This window comes from Paenibacillus sp. HJGM_3, assembly GCF_045062745.1.
Lineage (GTDB): Bacteria > Bacillota > Bacilli > Paenibacillales > NBRC-103111 > Paenibacillus_AA.
On the sequence record NZ_JBJGED010000010.1, the window covers coordinates 22,806 to 48,662 of the forward strand.

Annotated in this window: 26 protein-coding genes; 14 read left to right on the forward strand and 12 right to left on the reverse strand. The window is 56.3% G+C overall.

The window, feature by feature from the left end:
* Positions 1-53: 53 nt before the first annotated feature.
* A complete protein-coding gene (locus ACI5FR_RS13010) occupies positions 54-2,453 on the forward strand; it encodes a DUF4838 domain-containing protein (protein WP_405454951.1) in 2,400 nt (799 codons plus the stop codon).
* A gap of 102 nt (positions 2,454-2,555) precedes the next feature.
* Here the strand turns inward: ACI5FR_RS13010 and ACI5FR_RS13015 are convergent, their stop codons facing one another.
* Positions 2,556-4,397, reverse strand: a complete 1,842-nt coding sequence (locus ACI5FR_RS13015) for an FAD-dependent oxidoreductase (RefSeq protein WP_405454952.1) — start codon at positions 4,395-4,397, stop codon at positions 2,556-2,558.
* Positions 4,398-4,822: 425 nt separating this feature from the next.
* Between ACI5FR_RS13015 and ACI5FR_RS13020 the strand changes: the two genes are divergently transcribed.
* The 4 genes from ACI5FR_RS13020 (at position 4,823) to ACI5FR_RS13035 (ending at position 9,173) form a co-directional block, all read left to right on the forward strand.
* Positions 4,823-5,053 (forward strand): hypothetical protein, encoded by a 231-nt coding sequence (locus tag ACI5FR_RS13020; RefSeq protein WP_405454953.1) that lies wholly within the window; start codon positions 4,823-4,825, stop codon positions 5,051-5,053.
* Positions 5,054-5,238: 185 nt separating this feature from the next.
* Positions 5,239-7,716 (forward strand): NHL repeat-containing protein, encoded by a 2,478-nt coding sequence (locus ACI5FR_RS13025; RefSeq protein WP_405454954.1) that lies wholly within the window; start codon positions 5,239-5,241, stop codon positions 7,714-7,716.
* Between the two features lie 189 nt (positions 7,717-7,905).
* Positions 7,906-8,235: a DUF3024 domain-containing protein gene (locus ACI5FR_RS13030; protein WP_405454955.1), complete on the forward strand. Its 330-nt coding sequence runs from the start codon at positions 7,906-7,908 to the stop codon at positions 8,233-8,235.
* A 71-nt stretch (positions 8,236-8,306) separates the two neighbouring features.
* Positions 8,307-9,173 carry an ATP-dependent DNA ligase gene (locus ACI5FR_RS13035; RefSeq protein WP_405454956.1) on the forward strand — a complete coding sequence of 289 codons (867 nt, stop codon included), beginning with the start codon at positions 8,307-8,309 and terminating at the stop codon, positions 9,171-9,173.
* 84 nt (positions 9,174-9,257) lie between these two features.
* On the opposite strand, the gene ACI5FR_RS13040 is transcribed toward ACI5FR_RS13035, so the two are convergent.
* From ACI5FR_RS13040 to ACI5FR_RS13055, 4 genes are all read right to left on the reverse strand, one after another.
* Positions 9,258-9,836, reverse strand: a complete 579-nt coding sequence (locus ACI5FR_RS13040) for a hypothetical protein (protein WP_405454957.1) — start codon at positions 9,834-9,836, stop codon at positions 9,258-9,260.
* 111 nt (positions 9,837-9,947) lie between these two features.
* Entirely contained in the window at positions 9,948-10,754 is an 807-nt protein-coding gene (locus ACI5FR_RS13045) for a histidinol-phosphatase (RefSeq protein WP_405455108.1), read from the reverse strand.
* Between the two features lie 8 nt (positions 10,755-10,762).
* Positions 10,763-11,665 carry a LysR family transcriptional regulator gene (locus ACI5FR_RS13050; protein WP_405454958.1) on the reverse strand — a complete coding sequence of 301 codons (903 nt, stop codon included), beginning with the start codon at positions 11,663-11,665 and terminating at the stop codon, positions 10,763-10,765.
* Between the two features lie 115 nt (positions 11,666-11,780).
* Positions 11,781-12,167 carry a VOC family protein gene (locus ACI5FR_RS13055; RefSeq protein ID WP_405454959.1) on the reverse strand — a complete coding sequence of 129 codons (387 nt, stop codon included), beginning with the start codon at positions 12,165-12,167 and terminating at the stop codon, positions 11,781-11,783.
* Positions 12,168-12,336: 169 nt separating this feature from the next.
* Here ACI5FR_RS13055 and ACI5FR_RS13060 point away from each other — a divergent pair, with 169 nt between their 5' ends.
* Positions 12,337-12,945 carry a Uma2 family endonuclease gene (locus ACI5FR_RS13060; protein WP_405454960.1) on the forward strand — a complete coding sequence of 203 codons (609 nt, stop codon included), beginning with the start codon at positions 12,337-12,339 and terminating at the stop codon, positions 12,943-12,945.
* A gap of 82 nt (positions 12,946-13,027) precedes the next feature.
* On the opposite strand, the gene ACI5FR_RS13065 is transcribed toward ACI5FR_RS13060, so the two are convergent.
* Positions 13,028-14,602 carry a sensor histidine kinase gene (locus tag ACI5FR_RS13065; RefSeq protein ID WP_405454961.1) on the reverse strand — a complete coding sequence of 525 codons (1,575 nt, stop codon included), beginning with the start codon at positions 14,600-14,602 and terminating at the stop codon, positions 13,028-13,030.
* The gene (locus ACI5FR_RS13070) at positions 14,592-15,287 is read right to left on the reverse strand and encodes a response regulator transcription factor (RefSeq protein WP_405454962.1); all 696 of its coding nucleotides are present in this window, start codon (positions 15,285-15,287) and stop codon (positions 14,592-14,594) included. The genes ACI5FR_RS13065 and ACI5FR_RS13070 overlap by 11 nt, the downstream gene beginning before the upstream one ends.
* 274 nt (positions 15,288-15,561) lie before the next feature.
* On the opposite strand from ACI5FR_RS13070, the gene ACI5FR_RS13075 reads away from it, so the two are divergent.
* The gene (locus ACI5FR_RS13075; RefSeq protein ID WP_405454963.1) at positions 15,562-16,020 is read left to right on the forward strand and encodes a chemotaxis protein CheX; all 459 of its coding nucleotides are present in this window, start codon (positions 15,562-15,564) and stop codon (positions 16,018-16,020) included.
* A gap of 62 nt (positions 16,021-16,082) precedes the next feature.
* Here ACI5FR_RS13075 and ACI5FR_RS13080 read toward each other — a convergent pair whose 3' ends face one another.
* Both ACI5FR_RS13080 and ACI5FR_RS13085 read right to left on the reverse strand, forming a co-directional pair.
* Positions 16,083-16,544, reverse strand: coding sequence for a DUF2269 family protein (locus ACI5FR_RS13080; RefSeq protein WP_405454964.1), 462 nt, complete (start codon positions 16,542-16,544; stop codon positions 16,083-16,085).
* A complete protein-coding gene (locus ACI5FR_RS13085) occupies positions 16,541-17,152 on the reverse strand; it encodes a TetR/AcrR family transcriptional regulator (RefSeq protein WP_405454965.1) in 612 nt (203 codons plus the stop codon). The genes ACI5FR_RS13080 and ACI5FR_RS13085 overlap by 4 nt, the downstream gene beginning before the upstream one ends.
* Positions 17,153-17,341: 189 nt before the next feature.
* On the opposite strand from ACI5FR_RS13085, the gene ACI5FR_RS13090 reads away from it, so the two are divergent.
* From ACI5FR_RS13090 to ACI5FR_RS13100, 3 genes are all read left to right on the forward strand, one after another.
* Positions 17,342-18,118: an SDR family NAD(P)-dependent oxidoreductase gene (locus ACI5FR_RS13090; protein WP_405454966.1), complete on the forward strand. Its 777-nt coding sequence runs from the start codon at positions 17,342-17,344 to the stop codon at positions 18,116-18,118.
* Positions 18,119-18,182: 64 nt separating this feature from the next.
* On the forward strand, positions 18,183-19,082 hold the full coding sequence (locus ACI5FR_RS13095; protein WP_405454967.1) for an ROK family protein: 900 nt from the start codon (positions 18,183-18,185) through the stop codon (positions 19,080-19,082).
* Between the two features lie 30 nt (positions 19,083-19,112).
* Positions 19,113-19,601: a DUF1572 family protein gene (locus ACI5FR_RS13100; protein WP_405454968.1), complete on the forward strand. Its 489-nt coding sequence runs from the start codon at positions 19,113-19,115 to the stop codon at positions 19,599-19,601.
* A gap of 65 nt (positions 19,602-19,666) precedes the next feature.
* On the opposite strand, the gene rsgA is transcribed toward ACI5FR_RS13100, so the two are convergent.
* The 3 genes from rsgA to ACI5FR_RS13115 all read right to left on the reverse strand — a co-directional run bounded on the left by rsgA (position 19,667) and on the right by ACI5FR_RS13115 (position 22,602).
* On the reverse strand, positions 19,667-20,737 hold the full coding sequence (gene rsgA / locus ACI5FR_RS13105; protein ID WP_405454969.1) for a ribosome small subunit-dependent GTPase A: 1,071 nt from the start codon (positions 20,735-20,737) through the stop codon (positions 19,667-19,669).
* A gap of 288 nt (positions 20,738-21,025) precedes the next feature.
* Positions 21,026-22,282 carry an aminopeptidase gene (locus tag ACI5FR_RS13110; protein WP_405454970.1) on the reverse strand — a complete coding sequence of 419 codons (1,257 nt, stop codon included), beginning with the start codon at positions 22,280-22,282 and terminating at the stop codon, positions 21,026-21,028.
* Between the two features lie 26 nt (positions 22,283-22,308).
* The gene (locus ACI5FR_RS13115) at positions 22,309-22,602 is read right to left on the reverse strand and encodes a YusU family protein (protein WP_405454971.1); all 294 of its coding nucleotides are present in this window, start codon (positions 22,600-22,602) and stop codon (positions 22,309-22,311) included.
* 95 nt (positions 22,603-22,697) lie between these two features.
* Here ACI5FR_RS13115 and ACI5FR_RS13120 point away from each other — a divergent pair, with 95 nt between their 5' ends.
* The 4 genes from ACI5FR_RS13120 to ACI5FR_RS13135 all read left to right on the forward strand — a co-directional run bounded on the left by ACI5FR_RS13120 (position 22,698) and on the right by ACI5FR_RS13135 (position 25,855).
* Complete coding sequence (locus ACI5FR_RS13120; protein WP_405454972.1) at positions 22,698-23,534, forward strand: alpha/beta hydrolase family protein; 837 nt, start codon at positions 22,698-22,700, stop codon at positions 23,532-23,534.
* A 75-nt stretch (positions 23,535-23,609) separates the two neighbouring features.
* Complete coding sequence (locus tag ACI5FR_RS13125) at positions 23,610-23,903, forward strand: Rieske (2Fe-2S) protein (RefSeq protein WP_405454973.1); 294 nt, start codon at positions 23,610-23,612, stop codon at positions 23,901-23,903.
* Between the two features lie 748 nt (positions 23,904-24,651).
* Positions 24,652-25,473, forward strand: a complete 822-nt coding sequence (locus ACI5FR_RS13130; protein ID WP_405454974.1) for a class I SAM-dependent methyltransferase — start codon at positions 24,652-24,654, stop codon at positions 25,471-25,473.
* 127 nt (positions 25,474-25,600) lie between these two features.
* Positions 25,601-25,855 carry a histidine phosphatase family protein gene (locus ACI5FR_RS13135; RefSeq protein ID WP_405455109.1) on the forward strand — a complete coding sequence of 85 codons (255 nt, stop codon included), beginning with the start codon at positions 25,601-25,603 and terminating at the stop codon, positions 25,853-25,855.
* Positions 25,856-25,857 lie beyond the last annotated feature (2 nt).

Genomic DNA, 25,857 nt, shown 5'->3' on the forward strand with positions numbered 1-25,857 from the left:
CGTTTCGGGGGTGAAACAATAAAAACTTGGCAGTCAGGCCGGAGCCTTCCGGAATGAGTATTCCGGAAGGCTTCAAAAAAGGAGGATTCAATTTGAGCATGAGGAAAGGGAAGAGGTTCATTTTGTTGTTGATTTTCGTTTTGGCCGTATCTCCGCTGCTTATGGCCGCTGGGCAGGCGAGCACCAATGATCAGGGCTCGGCGAATGAGGCAGGGAAGAAGCATGGGCAGGACGGCGCGGAACAAGGCGTTATGCTTGTGCGCGACGGCGAGCCTGCCGCAACCGTTGTGACGGCGGTATATGCATCGGCATTGGAGCAAAAGGCGGCTGCAGAGCTAGTGAATTACATAAAAAGCATATCCGGGGCTGAGCTTTCCATTGTGACGAGAGAAGAGGGGGCAACCGGAACGAAGATCTATATCGGAGGGGCAACTCCCGATATCGACTTGAACGCCATCAGTCAAGGCGGAGAAGATCCCGCGTCTTTCCGGCTATTAGCAGCGGCTGACTCCATCCGGTTGTATGGCCTCTCGGATCAAGGCACGTTATTCGCGGCTTTCGAGCTGCTTGAGCAGCTAGGCGTACGCTGGTTCATGCCCGGCGACATCGGTACGGTAATCCCGTCGAAGAAAACGATAGCGCTTCCAATACAAGATACGATTCAGCACCCGGGCTTTTCGGCCAGGGCGATGCAAGCAACCGAAGCCTATCAGAAACCTTCCGGACTTCCGAATGGCGTCAATTTGAATGAAGGGAAGCCTTGGGTCGAGCATATGAGACTCAATCAAAAGTTTTATGGAACGCATGGCCTTCCGTGCACCATCAGTTCAAAGGATCGGCCCGATTTGTATCTGCCGAACGAGAACGGACAACCGACGACTCAATTTGACGTCTCAAAGCCTGACGTTTTGACCTGTGTCGTACAGAGCTCGCTAAAGAAATTGCAGCAAGATCCGAATCTTAAAGTACTTAGTATGGGACCGAATGACGGTCTTGTAAAGGTACTTCAGCCTAACCCAGATTGGGATGGGAATGACTTGGATGCAACGCACGACACCTTGTCGTTAACGGATCGGTACGTGAAATTTATCAATCTTGTTTTGGAGCGGCTTGAGCAGGCGGGATATCCGGATGTCAGCATCGCCTTTTACGCTTATGACACGTACTACCAACCGCCGGTACGGTGGAAACCGCATCCCAGACTCATCCCGATCATCGCTTCGATTACGGTAGACCGCTACCATGCCATAGATAATCCTCTTTCTTGGGAACGCGGTCACCTGAAAGATATGATCGACGGGTGGCGGAAATTAGGAGTCAAACCTCAGATTTACCAGTATCTTTACAACCTTGCCGACCCGGGCCTTCCCTTTTCATTGGTCGATCAGGTGGCCAGCGAGTTTAAGTACTACAAGCAGAACGGGATCACCGGCATTCGCGCCGAAAACTTGCCGGCTTGGGCCTATCATGGTCCGGGGCTTTACCTGGCGGCGAAGATGATGTGGAACCCGGATCTGGATGTCGAGGCTTTGCTGGACGATTACTATACGAACTTTTACGGTCCCGCGGCCGAGTCCATGCGTGAGCATTTTGAAACGCTGGAGCATGCTTTTGCAAACGCCGATTACTTTGTCGGTAACATCTATGATTTCCCTCATATTTTGACGGACAAGATCAGGAAACAATTGGAGAAAACGCTCAGCAAAGCTGAGAAGGAGGCGAATCAATCAAACGACCCCGATTACGGCAAACGCGTTGCAATGGTGCGGCTGGCGTATAGCTTCGGCGACAATTTTCTCGGAATGATCGATTCCATCAATGGTTTGGATTTTGTCAAGGCCAAAGAGCAGTTTGACCGGATCTATGCTATTCGGAATGAAGCCGTTCTCCATTCTCCTGTCGTTTTAAATCCGTGGGCATCGTTTCTGTACACCGATATATTTTGGAAAAAGATGGTGACGGAAGGCGAACAGCGCGTTACTGGAGGAAACCGAGTTGTCGCCCAAATGCCCGACGAGTGGAATGTCATGCTGTTCCCGCACGAGAACGGCGATCTGTTAGGGTTGTGGAAACCAGGTTTGGGAACGAAGTCGTGGATGAAGCTGAAGACTTATTCCGAGACATGGTCGAGCCAAGGACTTCGCTATTACAAAGGACACGCATGGTATCGTACGGAAGTACCGGTAGACAAGAAGTTCGACAACGGCAATCCGATTCGCCTTTGGTTCAGCAGTATGGATGAGACGGCCAGGGTTTGGATGAACGGACAAGAACTGCCGTTGGTGAAAAAGGGCAGCGGGTTAACGTCGCCATGGGAGTTTGACGCAACGAACGCCATCCACTTCGGACAGTCTAATTTAATCGTTGTCGATGTAGGCAATGCCATCTTGGATGAATTGGGTACAGGCGGTATTACGGGGCCGGCGATGCTTTGGGAGGTTGTATCCAACTAATCTGTCTTCAGCAGCAATTAAACCCAACTATGAAAAGCGTGTCAAGGTCAATTCGTGCGGGACGAAAAACCCCGCCAGAGACGGGGTTCCGCGGCTTCCTATTTAGTTTGACTCCAAGTTGCTGTAAATATTGATCATCCGTTTCGGATTGTCCCAGAATGTCTTGTAGCCGAAATAATCGCTGATGTCCCTCAGATTGACGAGCACCCGGTTGTTCAGGATATTGAGCGGGGTCGCGATCGATTTCATCTCCGTGGAGCCGGACATCGTGTACCGAATTTCCTTGTGGTCCAGGTCGATCCGAACGAAGGACGCTCCGAACGACTTCAGCAGCTCTTCCGCCGGAGACCACGTCTTGCCGTCGATAATGACCGGCCGGTGGGCGGTGAACTTCACTTCCTGGTCGTTGAAGAACACGCGGATGAACGGCAGCGTCCGGGCTTGCGAAGCGTTGGAGAGCAGCGTAATGTGCCCTTCGTTCAGATCCTGGATGTCCTCCGGCGTCATGCCCGTAATTTTGCTCGCACCGGGTGAAGGCGTCAATTCAATTCCATGCGTATTGCGCATGATGGCGTGAAACTCAGACATTTGCTCGGCAGTGAGCTGCTTCAGGTCTTTTCCCTTATACTTGGCGAGCAGCAGCCCGATGCTCTCGGCCGCCAAGGCGCCGTTCGGCTGGATGCGCGCGCTGCCGTACGCCACATAGGAGGAGCCGACGAGCTTGCCAGTGACGATTACGTTGTCCGCGTCCTTGAGCAAGTAGCTGCGAAGCGGAATGCCGTACTTGTCCGGCTTGCCGATCGCGAAGCCTTCCCGGTTGGAGCGGGAGCCCTGGATGTCGATAAAATAGCCGCCCACGCTCACGTTGTCCGGATGCATGACGCCCCCGAGGAGATCGGAAGCTTGCAGCATATATTCCATCGGGTAATGGTTATACTCCCGAACGTAGAGCGATTTCGGTTCGCCGTTCAGCTCGACGTTCTCGAACCCGATGATATGCTGGCGCAGCAAGTCGCGGATGCGCGGCATCTCTTCCTTGGCGACCGCCATCGCGGAGGCAATCGTCTCCGGCCGGCTCGGATCGACGTCGTACACTTGCAGCGCGTTGATGATCACTTCGCCGTCTTTCTGATTGAGAATGTTCAGGCCGCGAAGATTCGCTTTATCCGGATTGTTCAGCTCGTACCGGGCTACAATAGGCGGGAAGCCATAGGCGATATTCGCGTCGACATAGGTCTCGGGTCCGTAGAGCGTCGTGCGCTCCGGCTTGCTCAGCTGCCAGAACGAGCCGTAGAATTTCTCCCAGTCCACGTTCTTGAACTTCATCATATAGGTGGCGCTCATGTATTCCTTCTGTGGCACCTGGTAGAGAGATTCGAGCCCGGGCAAGGGCTGGATGCCGAGCTGGCGTATGAGCTCCGCGCTGTCGGTGTTGTCGACGAAGTATCGCGACTCGATTGTCTGGGTCTTGCCGTTCTTCGTCTCATACGTCAAGGAGCGGATGAGACGGTCGGGCTTGTCGATGGCGGTCAGCTTGGCGTTTTTCTCTAGAGGGATGCCCCGAATCAATTGATTGAAGTAGGATTTGAACTCGGACAGCTTGCGAATTTCACCGCTGTAGTACCGTTCGAACAGCTGCTTGATCGAGCCCTGCAGCAGCGATTTGCCTTGATCGTCGAACGTTTCGTCCAGATACAGCATCTCGCCTTGCAGCAGCTGCCCGCCGATTTCTGAGGAAGGCTCCAGGATCTTGACCCGGAGGCCGGCATCGTTCGCGCGACGCGCCAAGTACATGCCCTCGAGCTCCGTTCCTATTATGACAACGTCGTAACTGCGCGTTCCGGGGAGGAAGGAGACGACTCCTTGCCTCTGGAGCATATACCCCGTGAGCACCGCCACCACGACTACAATGCTGAGTGTATATCGGAGGATCGGTCGTTTCACCCGAATAAGTCTTCCCCTCGGTTCATTTTGTGGTTGTCCCTTCTATATTCTACGTAGTTTACCCGGAAATAGAAAGAAAAAAATGCAGGTCCCAAGCTGTTCGACGCATTTCGTCAAAAATGTTACACAATTGAAATACGGCTGTTACCGGAGTCTAATGTGCATAGAGTAATATAATAGCCAAGACCCCCTTTTTCATATATAGCTTGAGGACCTCCCCCGTCGGGATGGTCCTCCTTTTTTTGTGCATGACCAAAAACGATAGTTGATCCAACAAATAGTGACAACGTTCGCTATATACAAGATACAGGAAATATTATACTATATTTTTATGAATTTGATGAAATAATGTTTCGTGATGAAGAGGTAGCCTTTCTGAAGGCGGATTGACTGAACTGTGAACACAAGTGGGAGGGATGTAGCTGATGCATGACACGTATAACGCCTTCAAGCGAAAGCTGGGCGGATGGATGGCCTTATTGCTCTTAGCGGGCAATGCTTTCGCGGCAGTAGGTGCGCCGACAGCCGCGGCCGCCGGTCCGACGGGCTTTGAAGTCGTCTGGCAGGACGCCGATGTGCCGGGCAAATTGGATTGGATTCGGGAAGACGACTTGTCCTCATGCGTTGAGGGCAAGTCGTTTTTTTTGTGCGCCTAGAGGGGCATCCGGTGGATGGAGGAACTGTCTGCCGTTTTTTAGGAAATGACCTACCGCTGGGGACATCGCCCGGTACAATGAGTGTCAGCGAGGTACATAACGTTTCGGGGAAAGGAGGATCTCGAAGTAGGCGGCAAGTGTCAGCATCAGGCACATACCCAATCCATGTGAGGGAGGAAAATGGCATGAAGTTGAAACGATGGCTCGGCATCCTGATTGCGCTCGTCATACTCGTTCCGCTGCTGCCGGCAACCGCCGGGGCTGCAGACCTGCTCATTCCGAACTACAGCTTCGAATCCGGCTTGACTTCCTGGACCCAAAACTTCGGCACGGGGGGCATTACGGTCGAAACCGTTCAGGCCCACACCGGCAGCAAAAGCATCAAGATCGTCGATACGGTCAACAACAGCCAATTCGGCATCCAGGGCCCTTATATGCCCGCCACCGCCGGGAAGAGCTATTACGCCTATGCCTGGCAGTACATCATAAGCGGGAGCGCCGACCTGTACCTGCGCTTCTATAACAGCTCCTATACGCTGCTCTCCAGTTCTTTCCTGTCGAAGAGCTCGCCGACCAATCAATGGAGTTCTATCCGGACGGGAGGCGTCGCCCCTGCCGGGACGGCGTACGTGGCCGTTCTTCTCTATTCGAACTCTGCGAACGTCGGGACGGCCTACTGGGACGATGTAATGGTGACTGCCGATCTGACGACCATCGGGCCGGTTCTGAACGCCGCCGCCATGCGCAGCGCCACGCTCGGCACCGATGCGAGCGGGAAGCCGGCGTTCTATATCGGGCTGAACGGAGCGAGCGGCATTGACGCCAAGATGGTGGAGGTGAACGTCAACACGGGCGCCATCCAGAAGCAGATGCCGTTGCCGGGGGCTACATATGCGCATTCCGCAACGACCACGATCGACAACAAAATCTACATGGGCACATACCCGAACGGCTACTTGTTCTCGTATACGCCCGGTGCAGCGAGTCCGGTCAATCTGGGCAGAGCCATCTCCGACGCAACTTACATCCTGGCCTTGGCACCGGGAAGCGCGGCAGGAAAGGTGTACGGCGGCACGTATCCGAATTCCGGCGTGTTCAAATACGAGGTCAGCCCGGGATTCTACACGTTCTCCCCCTACCCGTTCTTCGCCGGCTCGGAATATACGTACTCCATCGCCTACGACAGTCCGAACAACGTGCTTTATGCGGGTACCGGCGGCGTGACCGCACAAATCACCCGGCTGGAGAACTCGGGCGGGCAGCGGAATGACAATCTGATTCCGACCTCGATCGTGGGCACCGACACAGCCGTCGACAAGCTCAGCTACTCCGGGGGCAAAGTGTTCGGGCGACTCATTCCGTCGAATCGCGAGGTCGTGCTGGATGTGACGGACAATCCGAACGGTACAGTGACGACTGTCGTCGACGCCGTATTCCCGATCACGTCCTACGGCGTATCGCCGGAACTGGGCGGGAAGGTATACTACTCCGAGAACGGACTGAAGACGTACGACATTGCGACCAAAACGACGGCGCCTGCGCTGAACCCGGACAATACGCCGGTCGTACTGCCCGCGAACGGCTACGGGTGGGGTGTCGCCACTCTGGACGATACGGTGAACTTCCCGGGCCAGTCGATCGTCGGGGTCGGCCATTCGTCCGGCACCATCCTCCTGTTCAAGTACAACCCGACTACTCGCAAGAGCAGCACTACGCTGCTTACCGGAATCGCCGGCGTGCCGACGGATATCAGCACGATCGGGTCGGGGCCGGACGGGAAGATCTACGCCGGCGGCTTCCTCTCGGGCAATATGGGCGTCTATACCCCGATGCGCAGCGACCAGAACACGATGCTGTACGGCATCAGCCAATTGGAAGGCATGGTCGCCCAGGACGACAGCTTGTACCTAGGCGGGTACCCGAACGCCAACATTTACAAGTTTGAACCGAGCGCGGGATGGGGCAGCTTGACTCACCTCCTCAGCTTGGGCGCATCGGATCTGCAGGAACGCCCGTACGGCATGGCGGAGGGAGACGGCAAAATTTTCATCGGCACGGTCGCCGGCTCCGGACAACTGGAGGGAGCGCTGACCGTGTACGATACCGCCTCGCAGACGGCGCAGGTCTACTACAACATCGTACCGAACCAGAGCATTGTGTCGGTGGCCTATCTGGACGGCTACGTGTACGCCGGTTCCACGATCGGCGGAGGGAAGAACACGACACCGACGGCGACGGAAGCGAAGCTGGTGAAGCTGAACGTGGCGACTGGGGCGTATACGACGTATACGATGCCGGTGTCCTCCCAGGGCATTACCGCCCTTGCCGTCGGGCCGGACAACAAAATTTGGGGCTTGTCCGAAGGCTACTTGTTCGTGTTCAATCCGGCTACGAATACAGTGGAATACCACGTACAGAAGTTCACCGACGTCAGCTACACTACGAGCAGCCAGATCACACGGGACGGCTCCTTAGTGATGGGGCGCGCGGGCAGCAACAAGATGTTCGGTACGATCAAAAATCATTTCTTCAGCATCGATACCTCGACGAAGACGGTTACGACGCACTACAACGGCGCTTCCGCCGTCAACAGCGCGTCGGCGGACGGCTACGGCAACATCTACTTCAGCAGCGGCAACAGCTTGTTCCGCTGGGCGTATTAGCGTAGTGGGGCAGGGCATATAACGGAAGGGCCCGTGACGCGGAGTCACGGGCCCAACTGTTAGTGCAGCGGATTAATTCGAGTCGACGTTGAGCTCGTCGATTTCCCTTTCCACAATTTCTCAAAGTTTGTTACAATGGGAACTGGTCGGTTGAACGAGCCGCAATTTTTACATACAGGTGATTATACGATGTTGGATGAATTTACGAAAAAACGAGTCGAACGCATATTGAATGCCTTTATTGAGCAAAAGGTCCCCAAAGAAGTGCGCCATCAGGTGAAGCTCGTCTACAAATTCCGCGGGCAAACCGTGACGTTAGGGGAAGAACGGCTGGGGTATATGGACCGGTGGGTCGAATATGACGTCGCTCAATTTCGGTTGGACAAAGAGACGAAAGAGTGGACCGTCTATTGGCGGGACAGCAAGAACAAGTGGCATCTCATCGACGACATTGAGCCGAATGCCGATTTCGAAAAGCAGCTGCAGCTCGTGGATCGGAATCCAGTTCTCTGGCATTGACACGACGGATTCCATAAACTTCCAATGCCCTACCCGCATCACCAATGGTACGATTAAAGTTGGTGATGATTATGTTGGTTCCTCCTATGCTGCTAGAAACTTCACAGTATCCATTCACGCATCCGGATTATATATTTGAGCCCAAGATCGACGGACACCGGCTGCTGCTAGACCGTCGGGACGGCGTCACGCAATTGTACACCCGCCATCGGAACAACTGCACGCTGCAGTACCCCGAGCTCTACGATCTGGCCGTGGACGACATTCTGCTCGACGGCGAGGTCGCCTGTGTGGATCGTACAACAGGGCGGATCGACTTCGAATGTGTCATGGACCGATTCCAGGCACGCAGAGCGGACAAGGTGCTCCGGCTATCGGCCACTCAACCGGCCCATTACGTCGTGTTCGACATCCTCCGTTACAGAGGCCAGGACCTCCGCGGCTGGCCGCTCCTGAAGCGCAAGGAATTGCTTACCAGTATCGACTTCGGGAATCCACGGATGAACGTCGTCCCCTACATAGAGCGAGAAGGCGAGCAGTTGTTCACGGAGATTGTGGCGCATCAGCTTGAGGGCATGGTAGCGAAGCGTAAGGAGTCGGTATACTCCGCCGGCCGGCGAAGCGCGAGCTGGCAGAAAATCATTAACTGGTCCTACGCGGAAGTGGCTATATCCGGGTGGAAGAAGGCGGAGTTTGGGTGGTTGGCGTCGGTCCAAGAACCTGGTGGCCAGGATCGCCACGCAGGGATCATTGAGCTCGGCGTCGCCCCGGCTCAGAAGCAGGCGTTTTATTCCGTCATCGAGCCGTTTATCACGGGGGAGGACCGAGATCACGTTTACGTTGAGCCGCGGATCCGTGCCAAAGTCAAGATGAGAAATTGGACTCGGAAGGGACTGCTTCGAAGCCCTGTGTTTATTAAGTTTTTGGTTGATGCTTGACAGGAGTGCCCCATTATAAGAGCCCAACAGGCCGACTCCGTGTTGATGGAGCGGCCTGTTCGGGTTTGCGTCGTGGCAGTCGAACTAGCAGGTGAACGAATCGATCCGGTTCAAGTCGATGCCGAAATAGCGCCAGCTAAAGAGCTGTGGGACCCAGCGGAATCCGGCGATCGAGGTACGGCCCACGAAAATGGGGTAAAACCAGAACTGGTCTCCGTTGGTTAGCCAGACATAGGTGAAGTTGAACAGGCAGCGGCGAATGCCGCCCGGATCGACGGCGAATACACCGGGCGCGCCTGCCGCGGAGAAAGGTTTATGTGGAATGAAGTTGGGAGGAGGAGAAGTCGGCGCTTGCCCTTGCCCGCCCGCGCCCGGGACCCCGCCTCCGCCGGGAAAACCGCCTCCACCGGGAAATCCACCTCCGCCGGGAACCCCCCCTCCGCCAGGTATCCCGCCCGGTCCCGGGATCCCCGGGAACCCGCCGCCCCCGCCGCCGAACGGATTGAACGTCCGGGTTTGTTGCGGCGATACCAAAGCCACCAGCTGATAGACCGCTTCCGCAGCTTCTTGCCTCAATTGGTCGGCTTCGGCCGTCTTTGCTGCGATCGTCTCTTGCAGCCGGCAAGCTTGTTCGAACACATCTTGTGGAATATTGTCGCTCATTCGATAGGAACCTCCCTTAACGTATTTATTCCTCATGGGATACGTATTCACAATCGGGAGTAACTATGCGGGGACAAGCGACTCTCTTGCGGAAGTTTCCAGAATATAGGTTTACAACGAAACCCGCACCCGTTCCTTCTGCCGGAAGAACACCCAGTCCTTGAAGCCGATCTCCTTCAGCCGTGCGGCGACTTGGTCCCATTCGTCGCCAACCCGGCTCGGCTTGTGCGCGTCGGACCCGAACGTCACATCGACGCCATAATGCAGCGCCATCTCGAGGATGTCGTCGGCCGGGTACCAGCCGCCTACGTCCTTCGTTTTGCCGGACGTATTGATCTCGATCGCCATTCCGGTCTCGCCGATGATCTTCAGCGTATATTCCACAGCTTGCGTCTGAATGGCGGAGAAGGCGGGGTAGAATCCTTTCATCGCATCGATATGGCCGAGAATCTGGAACATGCCGCTGCGTGCGGATTGTTGGATGAGGTCGTAATACAGTTCCTTCTGCTCGATTTGCTGCGCTTCGGTCAAGCCCTTCCAGCGCTTCTTGTTGAAAATGCTCACTCCGCCGGACTGATGAACCGATCCGATGATGTAGTCGAACGGATACTGTTCATAGACGCGGCGGTACGCTTCGGCATGCTCGGGGAAGAAATCCGACTCGACCCCGAGCAGCACCTCGATCTGCCCTTTGTACAATTCTTTCAGCCGCAGCACTTCCGCTACATAGACGGCGAAGTCCCGCTTGGCCATCGCCACCTGCGGCCACGGCTGTTCGTCCGGGTGGCCGAAGTAAGGAGAATGGTCGGAGATGCCGATCACCTGCAGCCCTTCCGATACCGCCGCTTCGATGTAATCGCGGATCCCGCCGAGAGCGTGACCGCATCGTTCATGATGAGTATGCAAATCGAATTTCAGCATTGCCCTTACTCCGATCCTATGAAATTAATCTCCGGCATGCCCTTCAGATCGCTAAGAAACTGCTGCAACGCCGAGCTGAGATAACGGCCGGACTTGTAGATGACGCCCACGGGATGGCTTAGATCGAGTTCGTCCACCGGAATCATCTTCAGCGTGCCGAGACGCAGCTCGCTCGCGATAGACAGCTTGGAGATAATCGCCGCGCCAAGGTTCAGCTCCACCATCCGCTTGACCTCTTCGCTGCTCTGCAGCTCCATCACGATATTCGGTTCGATGTTGAACTTGCGGAACACCTGATCGACGAACCGGCGGCCCGCCGTATCCGGCGACAGCATGATGAACGGAATGTCGCGAAGCGATTGCACCGTTGTGTGGGGCCGTTTGGCGAGCGGATGATGAGGCGACACGACCAGCTCGAACGAGTCATAATACAGAATCGACGTCTCGAGATGCGGATTGCGCTCGAATAAATAGCCGATGCCGATATCGATCGTGCCGTTCTCCACGCTCGCCATAATCTGCGTCGAAGTCATGGAATGGATCGACGTCTTGATTAGCGGGAACTGATTCTGGAAGTACGACAGCACGCGCGGCAAGATCTGCATCGCGATCGAGGTGGTCGTCCCCAGATGAATATGGCCCTGCGGCGTCTGATTCAAGTCCGACAACCGCTGCTTCAGGTCTTCGACGATCCGCAGCATTTTCTCGGCATGCTCGAGGAAGACGATGCCGCTGTCGGTCAAGGTGACGGGCTGGTTGCGGTCGATCAGCACCGTCTTGAACTCGTCTTCCAGGCTTTTGATTTGGGCGGATACGGCGGGCTGAGTCAAGTTCAAGAGCTCGCCGGCTTTGCGGAAGCTCATCGTTTTGGATATCGTTACGAGGGTCTCCAACTGATTCATATTCACCCCGAACCCACCTCTTTACCCCAAAAAGTGACGTATCTCTTCGATGTGAATTCCGAGTACTTTTCGGGGACCCCGGGATTTTCGCCCCAAAAAGTGACGTTTCGCTTCCGAATGATCATGCTGGCTGGAAAAGCTCGATCCGCTCGCCGTCCGGCCCGTAGAAGAAACGGTAGCGGGCACCGTTCGGCAGAGTCGTCGGCTCGTCTTCCAGGAACTGCACGTCAAGTGCGGCTATACGTGCGGTCTCCGCATCGAGATCGTCTACCGTGAACGCGATGTGGTGCACACGGGCTTCGTCCGCGAGCGGATTCGGGTAATTCGCGATCAGCTCCAGCTGCGTCTCTTGGGCGCCCGGCGCGCCGAGGAACGCCAGTTCGATGACGCCGTTCGTGTGGGTCAGCTTCCCCAGCAGTTCCAGACCTACTACGGTTTCATAAAAGGCGATGGACCGCTCCATATTCGTCACCATTACGCCTACATGCTCTAGCTTTCTCACTGCCATGGGATCTCATCCTTTTCTTTACATTAAAATGGTTTGTATTGCGGGGCTAACGAAATTTTCTCTCCCATATTGTATCGCTAAGTGGTGTCAGGGGGAAGCGTTAGTTCCATTAAAGCGGGGCTTGTCGGCTTGGTTGACCATGCTATACTGGAAGAAGGACGTACAATGGATGAGAAAGGGAGGCGAACCGGTGAGCGGCAGCGAGAAGAAAATTTCGAAGAAGCCTGGTATGGTGAAGGAGCAGTCGGAGTCCTATTTGATTCCGGAACGGTATGAGATCATTAACGGGGTACGGTACGATTTTCTGTCCTCGCCGAAGGTGGTACACCAGATGATCGTCGGAAACATGTATGCCTCGTTTCACTTTTCGTGCCGGGCGGAGGGCGTAATCTTGCTAGCGCCTATGGACGTGCACTTCGACGAGACGGGGGACAATATCGCCCAACCTGACTTGATCTACATTACCAATGCGAATCGGGCCATCATCCGCGACGGCTACGTGTTCGGGACCCCGGATCTGTTAGTGGAAGTGCTCTCTGGCAGCACAGCGCGCAAGGACAAGACGGTCAAGCTCGATATGTACGCCCGCTTCGGCGTGCCGGAGTATTGGATCGTCGATCCGGTCTACCGGACGGTGGATCAGCTGGTGCTCGTGGAGGGACAATACGGGAAATTGACGGTGAAAACCGAAGACGATGTGCTGCACTCGCAGCTATATCCATGCATGTCCATCGCGCTGAAGGATGTCTTCCCTCCGGAAGACAGTGAATATATATAAATAAAGCCCCCTCGACCGTCATAGGCGCAATGCCAACAACGGTTTGAGGGGGTTATTGGCGCTCTGGGAAGCGGTCGCCGCTCTAAATGGCCTTCAGCTTCACCCAGAATCGAATGTCCTCGCCTTCGCACTCGGCCCAGATGGAGCCGCCGTGCAAGTCGATGATGCTCTTCGCGATCGCAAGCCCCAGCCCCGAGCCTCCGGTTTCCGATGTGCGCGAGGTGTCGAGGCGGTAGAACCGCTCGAACAACCGTGCAAGCTCGGATTGAGGGATCGGCGTCCCCCGGTTGCTGATGCAGACGAACGTATAGCCTTTGTCGCGGAACAGGACGACCTTGATCTGCCCCGGCTTGTAGCTGTAATTGACGGCATTGGTCAGCAAGTTGTCGAACACCCGGATCATCTTGTCCGGGTCCAGCTCGACCCAGATCCGATCGGCAGGCAGAATGCACGATAAGGTTAGTCCGCTCGCCTCGGCGCGTGTCACATGTTCCTCGACCAGCTGGCCGAGCAGCTCGTTCAGGCACACCTTCTCCGGGTTCAAGTAATCGCCGCGGTTCGACAGCTTCGTGTACTCGAACAGGTCGTCGATAAGCCCTTTCAGCTTCTCCGCCTTGGAGAAAGCGATGCTTACATACGAATCGGCCTGCTGCTCGTTCTCGTAGTTCCGGTCCTTGATCAGCCGGAGGTAGCCCATGATGAGCGTGAGCGGCGTACGCAAATCATGCGACACGTTCGTGATCAGCTCGGTCTTCGTCTTCTCGGCGAGCCGCTCTTCCTCGATCGTGCGCTGCAGCTCCGACGTCATGTCGTTGATGCGCTCCGCGAGCGTGCCCAGCTCGTCTTGGCCTTTCTTGGAGAAGCGGAAGGCAAGATTGCCCCGCGAGATTTCCATAATGCCGCCGGCGAGCTCCTCGATATACTTCATTTTGCGCTTGGTGAGGAGGAAGAACATGACGATAAAGACAACGAGCCCGACGAAGATGGGCATCGGGCCATCCTGCTTGTAGTAGCGGATCTCCGGCTCCGGCATCCCGGATACGATCAAGTAGGCCCGGGTATTGTTTTTGAGAGTAAGCGGATAAAAGGATACATATTCCTGATTGCGGTACCGGGTGTCGTTCAGCCGGTTGCCCATGGCGTTGCGGATAATGCCGTGCAGATCGACCTGACTCTCCGAGGCGTTCGACGTCTTGAACAGCACCTTGCCGTCCAAGTCCACGATCAGCGTCTTCATGCCGTTCCAACGGTCCTGCTCGATGATCCGGGCGATCGTCTGCTCATACGACTCCGGCGCATTCGGGGCATTCGGAGGGTTCGGAACGTTTGGTACGTTCGGAACGCTTGTTGCATTTCCGTTCCGCTTCGCCACGGCCGTTTCGTTCTCGAGCTGATACAAGAGCGACCGCGTCTGCCGATCGATCTGAGCGATCCCTCCGTCGTACTCGATGGAGGACGATTTGTTCACATTCGCGAAGAACGGGGCGGTGACGGCGCTGGCGATACTGGCCACTCCGAGACAGATGCCGAAGGCCAGAATGAGCTGAAGCCGGATGCTCGTCTCCAAGTGGCGGCGGACCATCGCAATGACGTCCCTCACGAAGCCGAATACGAGCGCCGGCCAATAAAAGGGATTGAAGATCGACCTATTTTTCAATTTTATACCCTACTCCCCATACGGTTTTAATGTATTTCGGCTGTCTGGGCGTGTCCTCCAGCTTTTCCCGGATTTTGCGGATGTGAACCATGACGGTATTGTCCGATTCGTAAAACGCTTCGTTCCAGACCGATTCATAGATCCGCTGAATGCTGAAGACGAGGCCGCGATTGCGGGCGAGCAGCTCGAGGATGGCGAATTCGCGCGGAGTGAGCTTCACTTCCCGTCCGTCGACATGCACCTCGTGCGTCGAAGTGTTGATCGTCAGATCGTCGATCTCGATTACGTCCTCGGGCGGAGCGGCGGCTACGTTCAAGCGTTTGTAGCGTCTTAGCTGCGATTTGACCCGGGCGATGAGCTCGAGCGGATTGAACGGCTTCGTCACATAATCGTCCGCCCCGGAGCTCAGGCCGAAAATTTTGTCCATGTCCTGGGACTTGGCGGACAGCATAATGATCGGCATGTGCTGCTCCTCGCGAATTTTGAGGCAAGCTTGAATGCCGTCCATGCGGGGCATCATGATGTCGAGGATGATGAGGTCCACGGTCTTATGCCTCAGCACCTCCAGCGCTTCCAGGCCGTTCGAGGCCAACAGGAGGGAGTAGCCTTCGTTTTTCAAATAAATCTCCAGCAGTTCCAAAATCTCTTTCTCGTCGTCCACGAGGAGTATCGTCTCGCCGGCCATGGTGGCTCCTTTCCTGGTTCGTAATCTCTATTGCCTAGTATAGGCGGAAAATCTTAATAATGCTTGAACGGCGATCTTAAAAATATCTTAATAGCATGGAGCGGCCCACGGCCCATGTCAGACGAAATAGGACGAAAATAAGCCTTTGGGCCTATATCCCTGACAGGCAATGCGCGAAGGAACCCGTATACATGACTTTCAAACTCGAGTATAATGAATAAAATGGCAAATGGCACGAGTAACATAGGGAAACTTGTCGAAAAGGGGAAGTCGCGTGAAAGCCGAATACATCAATCCTTTTTTGGAATCCGCCAGAATCGTATTGGAGCAGCTCATCCAGGTTCGGCCGACTACGGGACAGCTGGGGATCAAGGACGTCAAGTTCGTGGAGAAGTACATCTGGATCCAGATCGGGATGACCGGACAGATGCAGGGGGATATCGTATTCGGGCTTCATGAAGAGGTGGCCCTGAAGCTCGTCTCGGCGATGATGGGCGGCTATACGATCACCGAGATGGACGAATTGACGAAGAGCGCGATCTCCGAGCTCGGCAATATGATCAGCGGCAATGCGAGCACGATTTTGTACAACCAGGGCGTACGCGTCGACATCACGCCGCCGAAGCTCGTCGAATCGATCCACGCTGCCGGTTTCACGCCGAAGAAGGCGCTCACGATCCCGCTTATTATGGAACAGATCGGCGAGTTGAACATTCAAGTGCTGATTACATAGGGTACGGATGAACGCTAGAACCCCGCTCCTTTCGCTAGGAGGGGGTTCTTTGTGTTTCCCGCTCAGAAGCCTTTGGTGACCATCAAATACAGGATGGCTAGCGGCAGTAAAGTGGCGGCGATGCCGAACCCATTCCACAACCGAGTAGCCTTGCGGTAGGCTTCCGGCAATCCCCCGCTCGCGGCGGCGGGGGAGCTGTGGCGGATCATGGCGCGCTGCAGCGGAATGAGAATCGCGAGCCACACGACCCCCGTCACGGCGAACAGGATCAGCGACAACGTGAGCCAGTTGAACCCTTCGGACAGAGCGCCCTCGCGAGCCGCCATCAGAATGCCCGACACGATGATCAGGATTAGTCCGGGCAGCGTGAACACCACGTCGGCCAACATAAGATTTTTGTTCGTGCTATGGATGATGCCGACGTCGGATTGCAGATCCGCCCGAACCTTCCAGAACGCCGCGGTGACAATATTGCCGAGGAACAGAACGGCACCGATCAAATGAAGCAGCAGCAATAAGCTCATTGGATCTCCCCCTTGGAAGAATGCTGTAAAATGGCGGTCATGAAGGCGGACAAGTCCCGTGCCGTGAACGTATCGCCCGGTTCGGAAACGGTGGAACGGACTCGGAGTCCGAGCGACAGCAGGACGAACAGTTCGGACGTCTTCGCCGTATCGACCGATTCCGGGATGACGCCATGCCGCTGACCGGCCGCGATCCAATTGCGGGACAGCGTCACCGCACGGTCATAGAACCGGTGAAGCACCTCCGCAACGGCAGGGTTGTCTTCCTTCCCGATCAGGTAGACGAATACCTTGTTCGTGACGTCCTGCGGATTCTCCAGGGCAGTCAAGCTCCGCGCGATCGCCTGCATCGGACCGTCGAACGTCTTGGGCTCCCGCTTCACCTGATCGTTGAAGAGCTCATTCGTCTCCTCCAGACTCTCCTGCAGCACCCAGGCGAAAATCTCGTCTTTGTTCTTCACATAATGGAAGATGGCTCCCTTGGACAAGCCGGATTCGTTCATAATATCCTGCATCGTAATCGCATGGCAGCCTTTCTCCCGTATCAGAGATTTGGTCGCGTTCAGCAGCTGGCGGGTCGTTTGTTCGCGGCGTTCTTCGTTTTTCATCCTTCTTCACCGGCTTTCAAGATTTGTTGATTGGGTTTATTGTAGCATATCGTTTGTTAAAAACCAACCATCTGTTTGTTTTTATTTTGGGGGATGCTCGTGGGCGCATCGGAGCGTTTGTGATATGCTGGTACCAAGCAGGAATTTCGGATTAGACCGGTTCCGATTCACTTGGAGGTAGAACGAAGCATGATCGAAGGAAAAGTAATCGCGATTACGGGCGCCTCGAGCGGAATCGGAGCGGAGATCGCGGTCGAGCTGGCGCACCGCGGGGCCGTGCTCGCGTTGTTCGGGCGCAACCCCGACGGATTGAGGACGACCGCGGCGAGACTGGGAAGTGCTACGCATCGGCAGTACGTGCTGGACGTCACGTCGGACGAGCAGGTGCGGCAGGCGGTGGAGCAGGTCGTTGCCGACTTCGGCCGGATCGACGTCTGGATCAATAACGCCGGCTTCGGCCGATTCGCTCGGATGCTGGATACGCCGATCGAAGACTTCGCGAGTATGATGAACGCGAACTACATGGGTGTCGTGCGCTGCACGAAAGCCGTGCTGCCGCATATGCTCCTGGCCCGCAGCGGGCAAATCGTGAATGTCGCTTCGATCGCCGGCAAGATCGGTTCGTCGAAGGCGACGGCATACGCGGCGTCGAAGCATGCGGTGCTCGGCTTCACGAACAGCCTGCGGCAGGAGCTGGCGGGAACGGGGGTCATGATTACGGCCGTGAACCCAGGTCCGATCGATACGCCGTTCTTAGCGAAGGCCGATCCGTCGGGCCATTACGTCCGGAACATCGCCACTTACTTGCTTAAGCCGCAGCAGGTTGCACGCGCGGTTGCCGGGGCGATCGAGCGGCGCCGCTCCCATGTGGACTTGCCGTGGATCATGGGCTTCGGCGCCAAGCTGTTCGCCCTGTTCCCGGGGCTGTTCGAACGTATAGCCGGCGGGCTGTTGAACAAGAAGTAAGGGCGTATGGACAGGATACATCGGTTATGATGAAAGATTCATACAAAAGGGAGAGGGATTGGTAATGCGATTCGGATCGGTAGAAGCCGGGGGCACGAAATTCGTTTGCGGGATTGGCAATGAACGGGGGCAAGTACTGTCCCGAACGGAATTTCCTACTACTCAGCCGGAGGAGACGCTCGCGCGCGTCATTGAGTTCTTCGACGGAGAGCAGCTCGACGCGATCGGCATCGGCTCGTTCGGGCCGATCGACCCGAACCCGGCGAGCCCGACATACGGCTACGTCACGACGACGCCGAAGCCGGGATGGGCGCAGTACGACGTGCTCGGCCGGCTGAAGGAGGCGTTCGTCTGTCCCATCGGCTGGGATACGGACGTGAACGCGGCGGCGCTCGGGGAAGCGACTTGGGGCGCGGCCCAAGGCTTGAGCAGCTGTCTGTATGTGACGATCGGCACCGGCATCGGCGGCGGCGTCCTCGTCGAGGGCAAGCTGGTGCACGGGTTGGTGCACCCGGAGATGGGGCACATTCCCGTGAAACGGCACCCGAGCGATCCATTCGCCGGCAGCTGTCCGTATCATTCGGACTGCCTGGAGGGCATGTCCGCCGGCCCGGCGATCGAGAAGCGCTGGGGCCGGAAGGGCCATGAGCTGGCGACGGACGATCGCGTGTGGGAGCTGGAGGCGTACTATCTCGCGCAGGCCGTCGTACACGGCATTCTCTTCCTGTCGCCGCAGCGGATCGTATTAGGCGGCGGCGTCATGAAGCAGCGGCAGCTGTTCCCGTTAATTCACGCGCAAGTGAAAGCGATGCTGAACGGATACGTGCAGAGCGAGTGGATCACGGAGCGGATCGACGCGTACATCGTGCCGCCGGGGCTTGGGGACAACGCCGGCCTGTGCGGCGGCTTGGCGCTGGCGCAGGCGGCCTGGGAGCGTGCCCAGGCGCAAGTGCAGCGTGTGTGAACGTGTACGTATCGAGAAGGAGGAACTACGATGGACATTGTGCTTGTACAAGACTGGCTGGTCGGGAAGTTCAGGGAGATCGAGAAACGTTGGCTTGCGGCGATGGAGCAGCTGAACGAAGAGCAGCTGCACTGGCGGCCGAATGCGCAGAGCAACAGCATCGCCAATCTCGTCGTACACATCAGGGGGAACGCTGCGGAGCGGATCAGTCAAGGCATCTACGGTGAGCCGGGACGGCGGGACCGGGACGCGGAATTCGAAGAGGTGTCGCTCTCGAAGGAGGAGCTGATCCGGCTCGTGCAGGAGACGATTCGCCTCGCGGTCCAAGCCGTAGAAGAGATGACGGAGGAGAAGTTCGCCGCCGGACAGATCATCCGCGGCAAGCTGCGGACGAACTTCGATGTGCTGTCGGCCTGCGCCACACATTACTCCGAGCATCTCGGACAAGTACTGTACATTGCCAAGCAGCAGCTGGATGAGGCGTATGAGACGACGAGCATCCCGCTGAGGAAGAAGTAAGAGGCGAGCAGAAAAAAGGCATCCAGGAGCGGCTAAGCCGTTATTGGATGCCTTTCTCGTATAAGCTAATGGCGATTGCCATTGTAATGCTCCTTCTGCATCTTGTGGATCTTCTTCCACTTCGCTTTCTCGGCGGCCTGCAGGGTGCGATTTTCCTTACGGGCCAAGTAGGCGAGCTCCTTCTGGAGTTTCACGTAGTTGTCGTACCGGCTGCGCTCGAGCGACCCGTCGGCGAGACCTGCCTTCACGGCGCAGCCCGGCTCCTTCTGATGCTTGCAGTCCGGGAACCGGCATTGCTCCGCCAGCTCCTCGATGTCGTGGAACGAGGCGCTGATGCCTTCGTCCGCATCCCAGAGCTGCAGCTCCCGCATTCCCGGCGTGTCGATCAGGAGGCCGCCGGTCGGCAGTACGACGAGCTCGCGATGGGTCGTCGTATGCTTGCCCCGGTCGTCATCCTCCCGGATGCCGCCGGTCGCTTGCACGTCCCGGCCGTACAGCCGGTTGATGAGCGTCGACTTGCCCGCCCCCGAGGAGCCGAGCAGGGCGACGGTCTTGCCTTCGCCGATGTAGGGCGCGAGCGCCTCCAGCCCGGCATCGGCCAGGGCGTGAACCGCGTGGATCGGGACGCCCATCGCGACGGCTTCCGCCTCGCGGACGGCGGCTTCGACATCGTCGCACAGGTCGGCTTTCGTCAGGACAAGCACCGGATTCGCCCCGCTCTCCCAAGCGAGCGTAAGGTACCGCTCGATACGCCGCAGGTTGTAATCCTGATTGAGCGCGTTCACGAGGAAGACCGTGTCGACATTGGAGGCGACGATCTGCTCTTCCGGGACGCTGCCGGCCGCGCGCCGGGAGAACTTGCTCGTCCGGGGCAGCACGGCGTGGATCGTGGCACGGCCGTCCTCGATTCGTTCGGTCAGGGCGACCCAGTCGCCGACCGCCGGATAGTCGGCGCGTTCGAGCGCTTCGTGCCGCAGCTTGCCGGACACCTCCGCGAGGAAGTCCCCTTGCTCGGTGTAGACGCGATACATGTGCTTGTGCTCGAGCGCGATCCGGCCCGGGACGAGATTTTTCGTGCGATAAGGTTGAAAGGCGGTTTCCCAGCTCGGGGTCCAGCCTAAATGTTGTAAATTCAATTCGATGATCCTCCTGTAAAGTAGATTGTAGATGCAGGGGTATACCCGAATCTCTCTACAGGGCAGGGATCCTCATGTTCAATTCGTCATCCGAGGTCGCCTGCTGTAGAGAGAGATGGAAGTTCGGCGGCAATGGTCATGTGCATAAAACATCAATTCCTTTCGGATGCATTTGAATTCCATTCTAGTATAGACATTACCCGGCGAAGTGACACGGGAGAGAATCGTTACAGACGAAAAATCCCGCATCCGGGCGATTGGCCCGTATGCGGGATGCAGGGGGGAGGACTAGGCTTGGAGCCGGATCGCCCAATTGCCGCGGCGGAACACCGGCTCCATGGTGCCATCCGGCAGCTCGCCGTCGATGTCCAGCTCGGCGGAGCCGATCATGAAGTCGGTGTGCACGAGGCTGACGTTCGCGCCGTGCGCGAGCAGCTCTTCCTTGCTCATCTTCGTCCCGCCCTCGAGGTTGGTCGGGTAGGCGCTGCCCAGCGCCAGGTGGCAGGAGGCGTTCTCGTCGATCCCGGTATTGTAGAACGTCCGGTTCATGTTCGAGATCGGAGAGTCGTGCGGGACGAGGGCCAGCTCGCCGAGATATCGGGCGCCCTCGTCGGTGTCGAGCAGGGCAGCGATATATTCCTCGCCCTTATCGGCCTTGAATTGCGTCACCTTGCCGTTCTCGAAGGTGAGCGTCAAGCCTTCGACTAGCCGCCCGTTCAGATTGAGCGGCATCGTGCTCGTGACAGTGCCGTTCACCCCGTCGCGCTTCGGCATCGTGTACACTTCTTCGGTCGGCATGTTCGCCACGAAATAGACGCCGCTGCCGTTCTCCTTGCCGCCGCCGAGCCAGATGTAGCCTTCCGGCAGCTCTACGCTCAAGTCCGTGCCGGGCGCGCGGTAATGCAGTCGGCGATAGCCCTTCGCGTGGAGCGCCTGGCGCTTCTCCAGCAACACGCCTAAGTGCTCGCGCCAGCCTTGGACCGGATCGTCATGGTCGACGCGGTTCATCTTGAAGATCGCCTCCCACATGACGGCCATCCGCTCTTCTTCCGGCAGCTCCGGATAGACGGCGGCGGCCCATGCAGGAGTCGGCGCCTTGACGAGACACCAGCTGATCGTGCTGTTGCGGATGTAGCGCTGGAATGTCTGCCGGGCTACGGCCGCCGCTTTGTTCGAGGCGGATACCTTCCAGCCTTCGATGCCGTTCAGTAGCGCCGGATCGGGTACTTTGATATTCAACAGCGCCCCGCCGCCTTCCGCCAGCTGTTCCATCATGCGCGCATTCCACTCCGGATAGAAGTCGAAGGAATCGTCTGGCGCGTGTTCATAGCGGATGCGCGTCGTTTGCTCGTCCGTCCAGTTCACTTGGACGTACTTGGCGCCGGCCATATAGGCGCGTTTGACGACGATGCGGGTCAGCTCGGCCGTCTCCAGCTGGGATTCGATCATCAAGATTTGGCCCGGCTGCAGATTGACGCCTACGCGCAGGATCAGCTCGGCGTATTTCTCCAGATTTTGTTCCCCTTGCAGGTCGTTAGGTTTCATTCGGTTTTATGCTCCTCTAGGTTGTCTTATTGATTGTCCGGCTCGTTCGTCGTGCCGCCCGTCGCACCGGACGTCTGCGCATGCGCGCGAAGGGCTTGGTTCAAGTCGCGGATTTCCTCGAACAGGAGGCGGACCTCCCGCTTCGCTTCGGGGTGGGACTGGCCCCAATGCGCCGTGAGGGCGGGCATGCTTTTGTGAATATGATTGTAGATCGCCCACTTCCTCACCTTCTCGACCGTCTCCGTGGACGACCGGCCCGTCATCAGCTCGGCGAATTTCTCCACCAGAGCGTCGAATTCCTCGTCAAACACCGGATTCACGGTGCATCAACCGCCTTTCGCGTGATAAACTAATGACAAACTCTCACCCAAGTCTAGCGGATGGTATTGCTTGGTGTCAAAGGTGGTCTACTGTTGTGAAACGAGAAGCAAGTCCAGGGGCCCAGGCTGAGCGACAGCGTCTGCCGGAATCGTCCCCCGCTCTGGATGTCGAGCGCGAGCGGCTTCCCGATCCCGAGCCGGGCCTCCGGCTGGAGCGCGTGACCTATACGAGCGAGGGGCTGCGGGTCAAAGGCTATCTCGTCACCGGCGCGGGTGGCGAGCCGCGCCCGCCGCTCGTCTACTGCCGCGGAGGCATCCGGGGCGTGGGCATGGTGCGCGTGGCGCGCCTCGTGACGCTCGCGCGGCGCGGCTATACGGTGTTCGCCCCGTTCTACCGAGGCAACGAGGGCGGGGAGGGGCGCGAGGATTTCGGCGGCGAAGACCGCCACGATCTGTTCCACGCGCTGCGCGTCGTGCGCGGGCTGCCGGAAGCCGCGCCGCTCGCGCCGGCGCTGATCGGCTTCTCGCGCGGCGCGCTCATGGCGCTCGCCGCGGCGCGGGAGTGTGAGGGCGTCGGCCCGGTCGTCGTGTGGGGCGGGGTCAGCGACCTCCGCCTGACGTACGACGAGCGCGTCGACCTCCGCCGCATGCTGAAGCGGGTGGTCGGCCACCCGCGCAAGGACTCGAGCGCCTACGAGCGGCGCTCGCCGGTGTGCTGGGCGGCGGACATTCGCACGCCCGTGCTCATCGTGCACGGCTCGGTGGACGAGCACGTGAGCGTCACGCACGCCTACCGCTTGGCGGAGGCGCTGCAGGCCGCGGGCCGGCCTTTCACGCTTAGCGTGTACGAGGGCCGCGGCCATGTGTTTCCCCGCGAGGAGGACGAGCGGGTGCTGGACTACTTGCTCGCGTGGATCGAGTCGGCGCGGTAATAGAAAAATAAGCATTGAATCCCGGAACGAGGCGGGTTAATGTTAGGGTAACTACACCAGATAAGGAGACTCTTCATGAGAGAAGTCTTGATTGGCCCCGCCTCGTCGTTCACCAAATTTCCAGCCGAAGTCAGACTGGAGCGCGATTTTTACTTTCTTCTCGAGGACGCAGGCACTTATACTTTAATGTCTCGCGAGTGCCCCCATGCCGGCTACACTGTGGACTTGGAGGACGGCGAGCTCGTCTGCCCGCTGCACGGATGGACCTTCGAGACGCACACCGGCCGTTGCCACAATGTACCGAGCGCAGGACTCGCCACCTATGAAGTCATTTTGCGGGACGGGGCGTTGTTCGCCCGGATGGCTTAACTGTAAGCCGAAGTGTTACAGCTCAGGAGCCCTTTTCCTTACTACTTTAGTAAAACAGCGTTTTACCCGGACCGCTTGTGCTGCAATTATACAAATAACGGCGCCGCATAATGCTATTCCTCGATATCAGCCCCATCGTGGGAAAATAACGTTACGGCATCACCCTAATGCCCCTTGACCGACTCTTTTTGGGCACACGCGGATGAATAACGCTGTCGCAAACCGTTATTTTTCCAGATGATGTCGTATCAGGACGAATAGCGTTGCCCCATCACTTTATTAGGTTCACACAACCTGGTTCTCACGGATTGGGATGTCAGGTAGAGCACAGACGGTTTATACCTAAGTAGTACGCCGAAGTTTACAATTAAGAGGAGTATCCTAACTATTTTCACGCCATTTTGGCGGTTTTCGCCATTTTGTAAGGTTAACTTCTGTTATTTGTAAAGCGCACGCTACTATTAACGTAATGTAGGTTTACAATTCGGCTGGAAGCGTTCCAAACAAGCCCAAACCTGTTAAGGGACTGTGCTTAATTGTAAACATTGATTAACTAGATGGATGGCGCGTACGATCCATTTTGCCGGTTGCGCCGATTTCACAATGTACACTAGCACCAAGGACCTCTGGAGGGATTTGTTCCAGAGGTTTTTCTTAATATGACCCAGAATGGGCGAATTCCACTACAGCTCGGGCGATAGGACTACAGGTAATGGATTGATTCTAATCGAAAGGGAGTGCGAATCGAATGTTCGAGGAGAAGCCAATTCTATTCCCAAACCCGGCGGAACATCCTGAATGGACTAATCCGCAGAGCCAACCGTTTTACTCACGGCTAATGGAAGAAACCGGGGGGTACATATACCCCTGGCAATCGCAATTTGATGAACCGACCGCTGAAATGATTTTGGCGCAGCACATATGTGCGTACATATCGAACCAGTCTCGGGTACTTGATGTCGGGTGTGGTCACGGTGAATTTGCCAATCAGTTTGCCGCAAGAGCAAGGGAAGTTATCGGAATTGATCTAATAGAAGGCTTTATTGCGACGGCAAACAAAAATAGGAAAACAAACAGTCGTTTTTTAGTCGTTCATGCTGACAATAAATTGCCTTTTCCAGACGACTACTTTGATGCTGCCTATACGAAAAAAGGTCCCACAAGCTGGTATCGGGAAGCAAACAGGGTTGTAAAACCTGGGGGTCTAGTATGCGGACTTTATCATAGGGGAACGGACGGCGGACTCAGGAGTCTCTTCCCAGGATTGTATTCTCCAATGGAAAGGATTGATTTTGATCAGGCAAGTCGATCACTCCAACGAAATCTCCAATTAACCGATAGCGGATTAGACGAAATTAATATTGAATTCATCGAAGAAACGGAATATCTATTGACCCCGGAAGACGTCTTAAGGAAAAAATGCTTCGGCCAAAGTAAAAAATTAAAAGAGTATGTGTGGAGTACATGCTTAAAGGGGGTTGAACAAATCTTCTATAAACATGCTACTCCAAAAGGATTAAAAATAACAAATTATTACTATTTAGTCACGTGTAAGGCTAATCAGAAGTAAGTTGACCTATACCCTTCTTGGGTTCTATACTTAAATTAGACGATCATATAATTAGATATGTATCAAATTAACTTCTCCATATCCCTTGAGTAAAGGAGTTCGTTATGTGAGTATAAATTTCTACCTCGTGAGGCATGCGATCAAAGAAAAGTCAATTGGAGATGTCCCAATTTCCCCTCAGGGTATATGGCAAGCGCAAGCGACCGCTCAATATTTTCGCAACCTGCCAATAAAGGCTATACTTTCAAGTCCACTTAGAAGGGCAAGAGAAACCGCAAATTATATTGCATTAGAAGCTAACTTATCTTTCTCAGAGGACAGCCGATTACGGGACGGGCTAACTGGGGGGATTTGCCGGGACAAACATTCGACGATTTTGTAGCG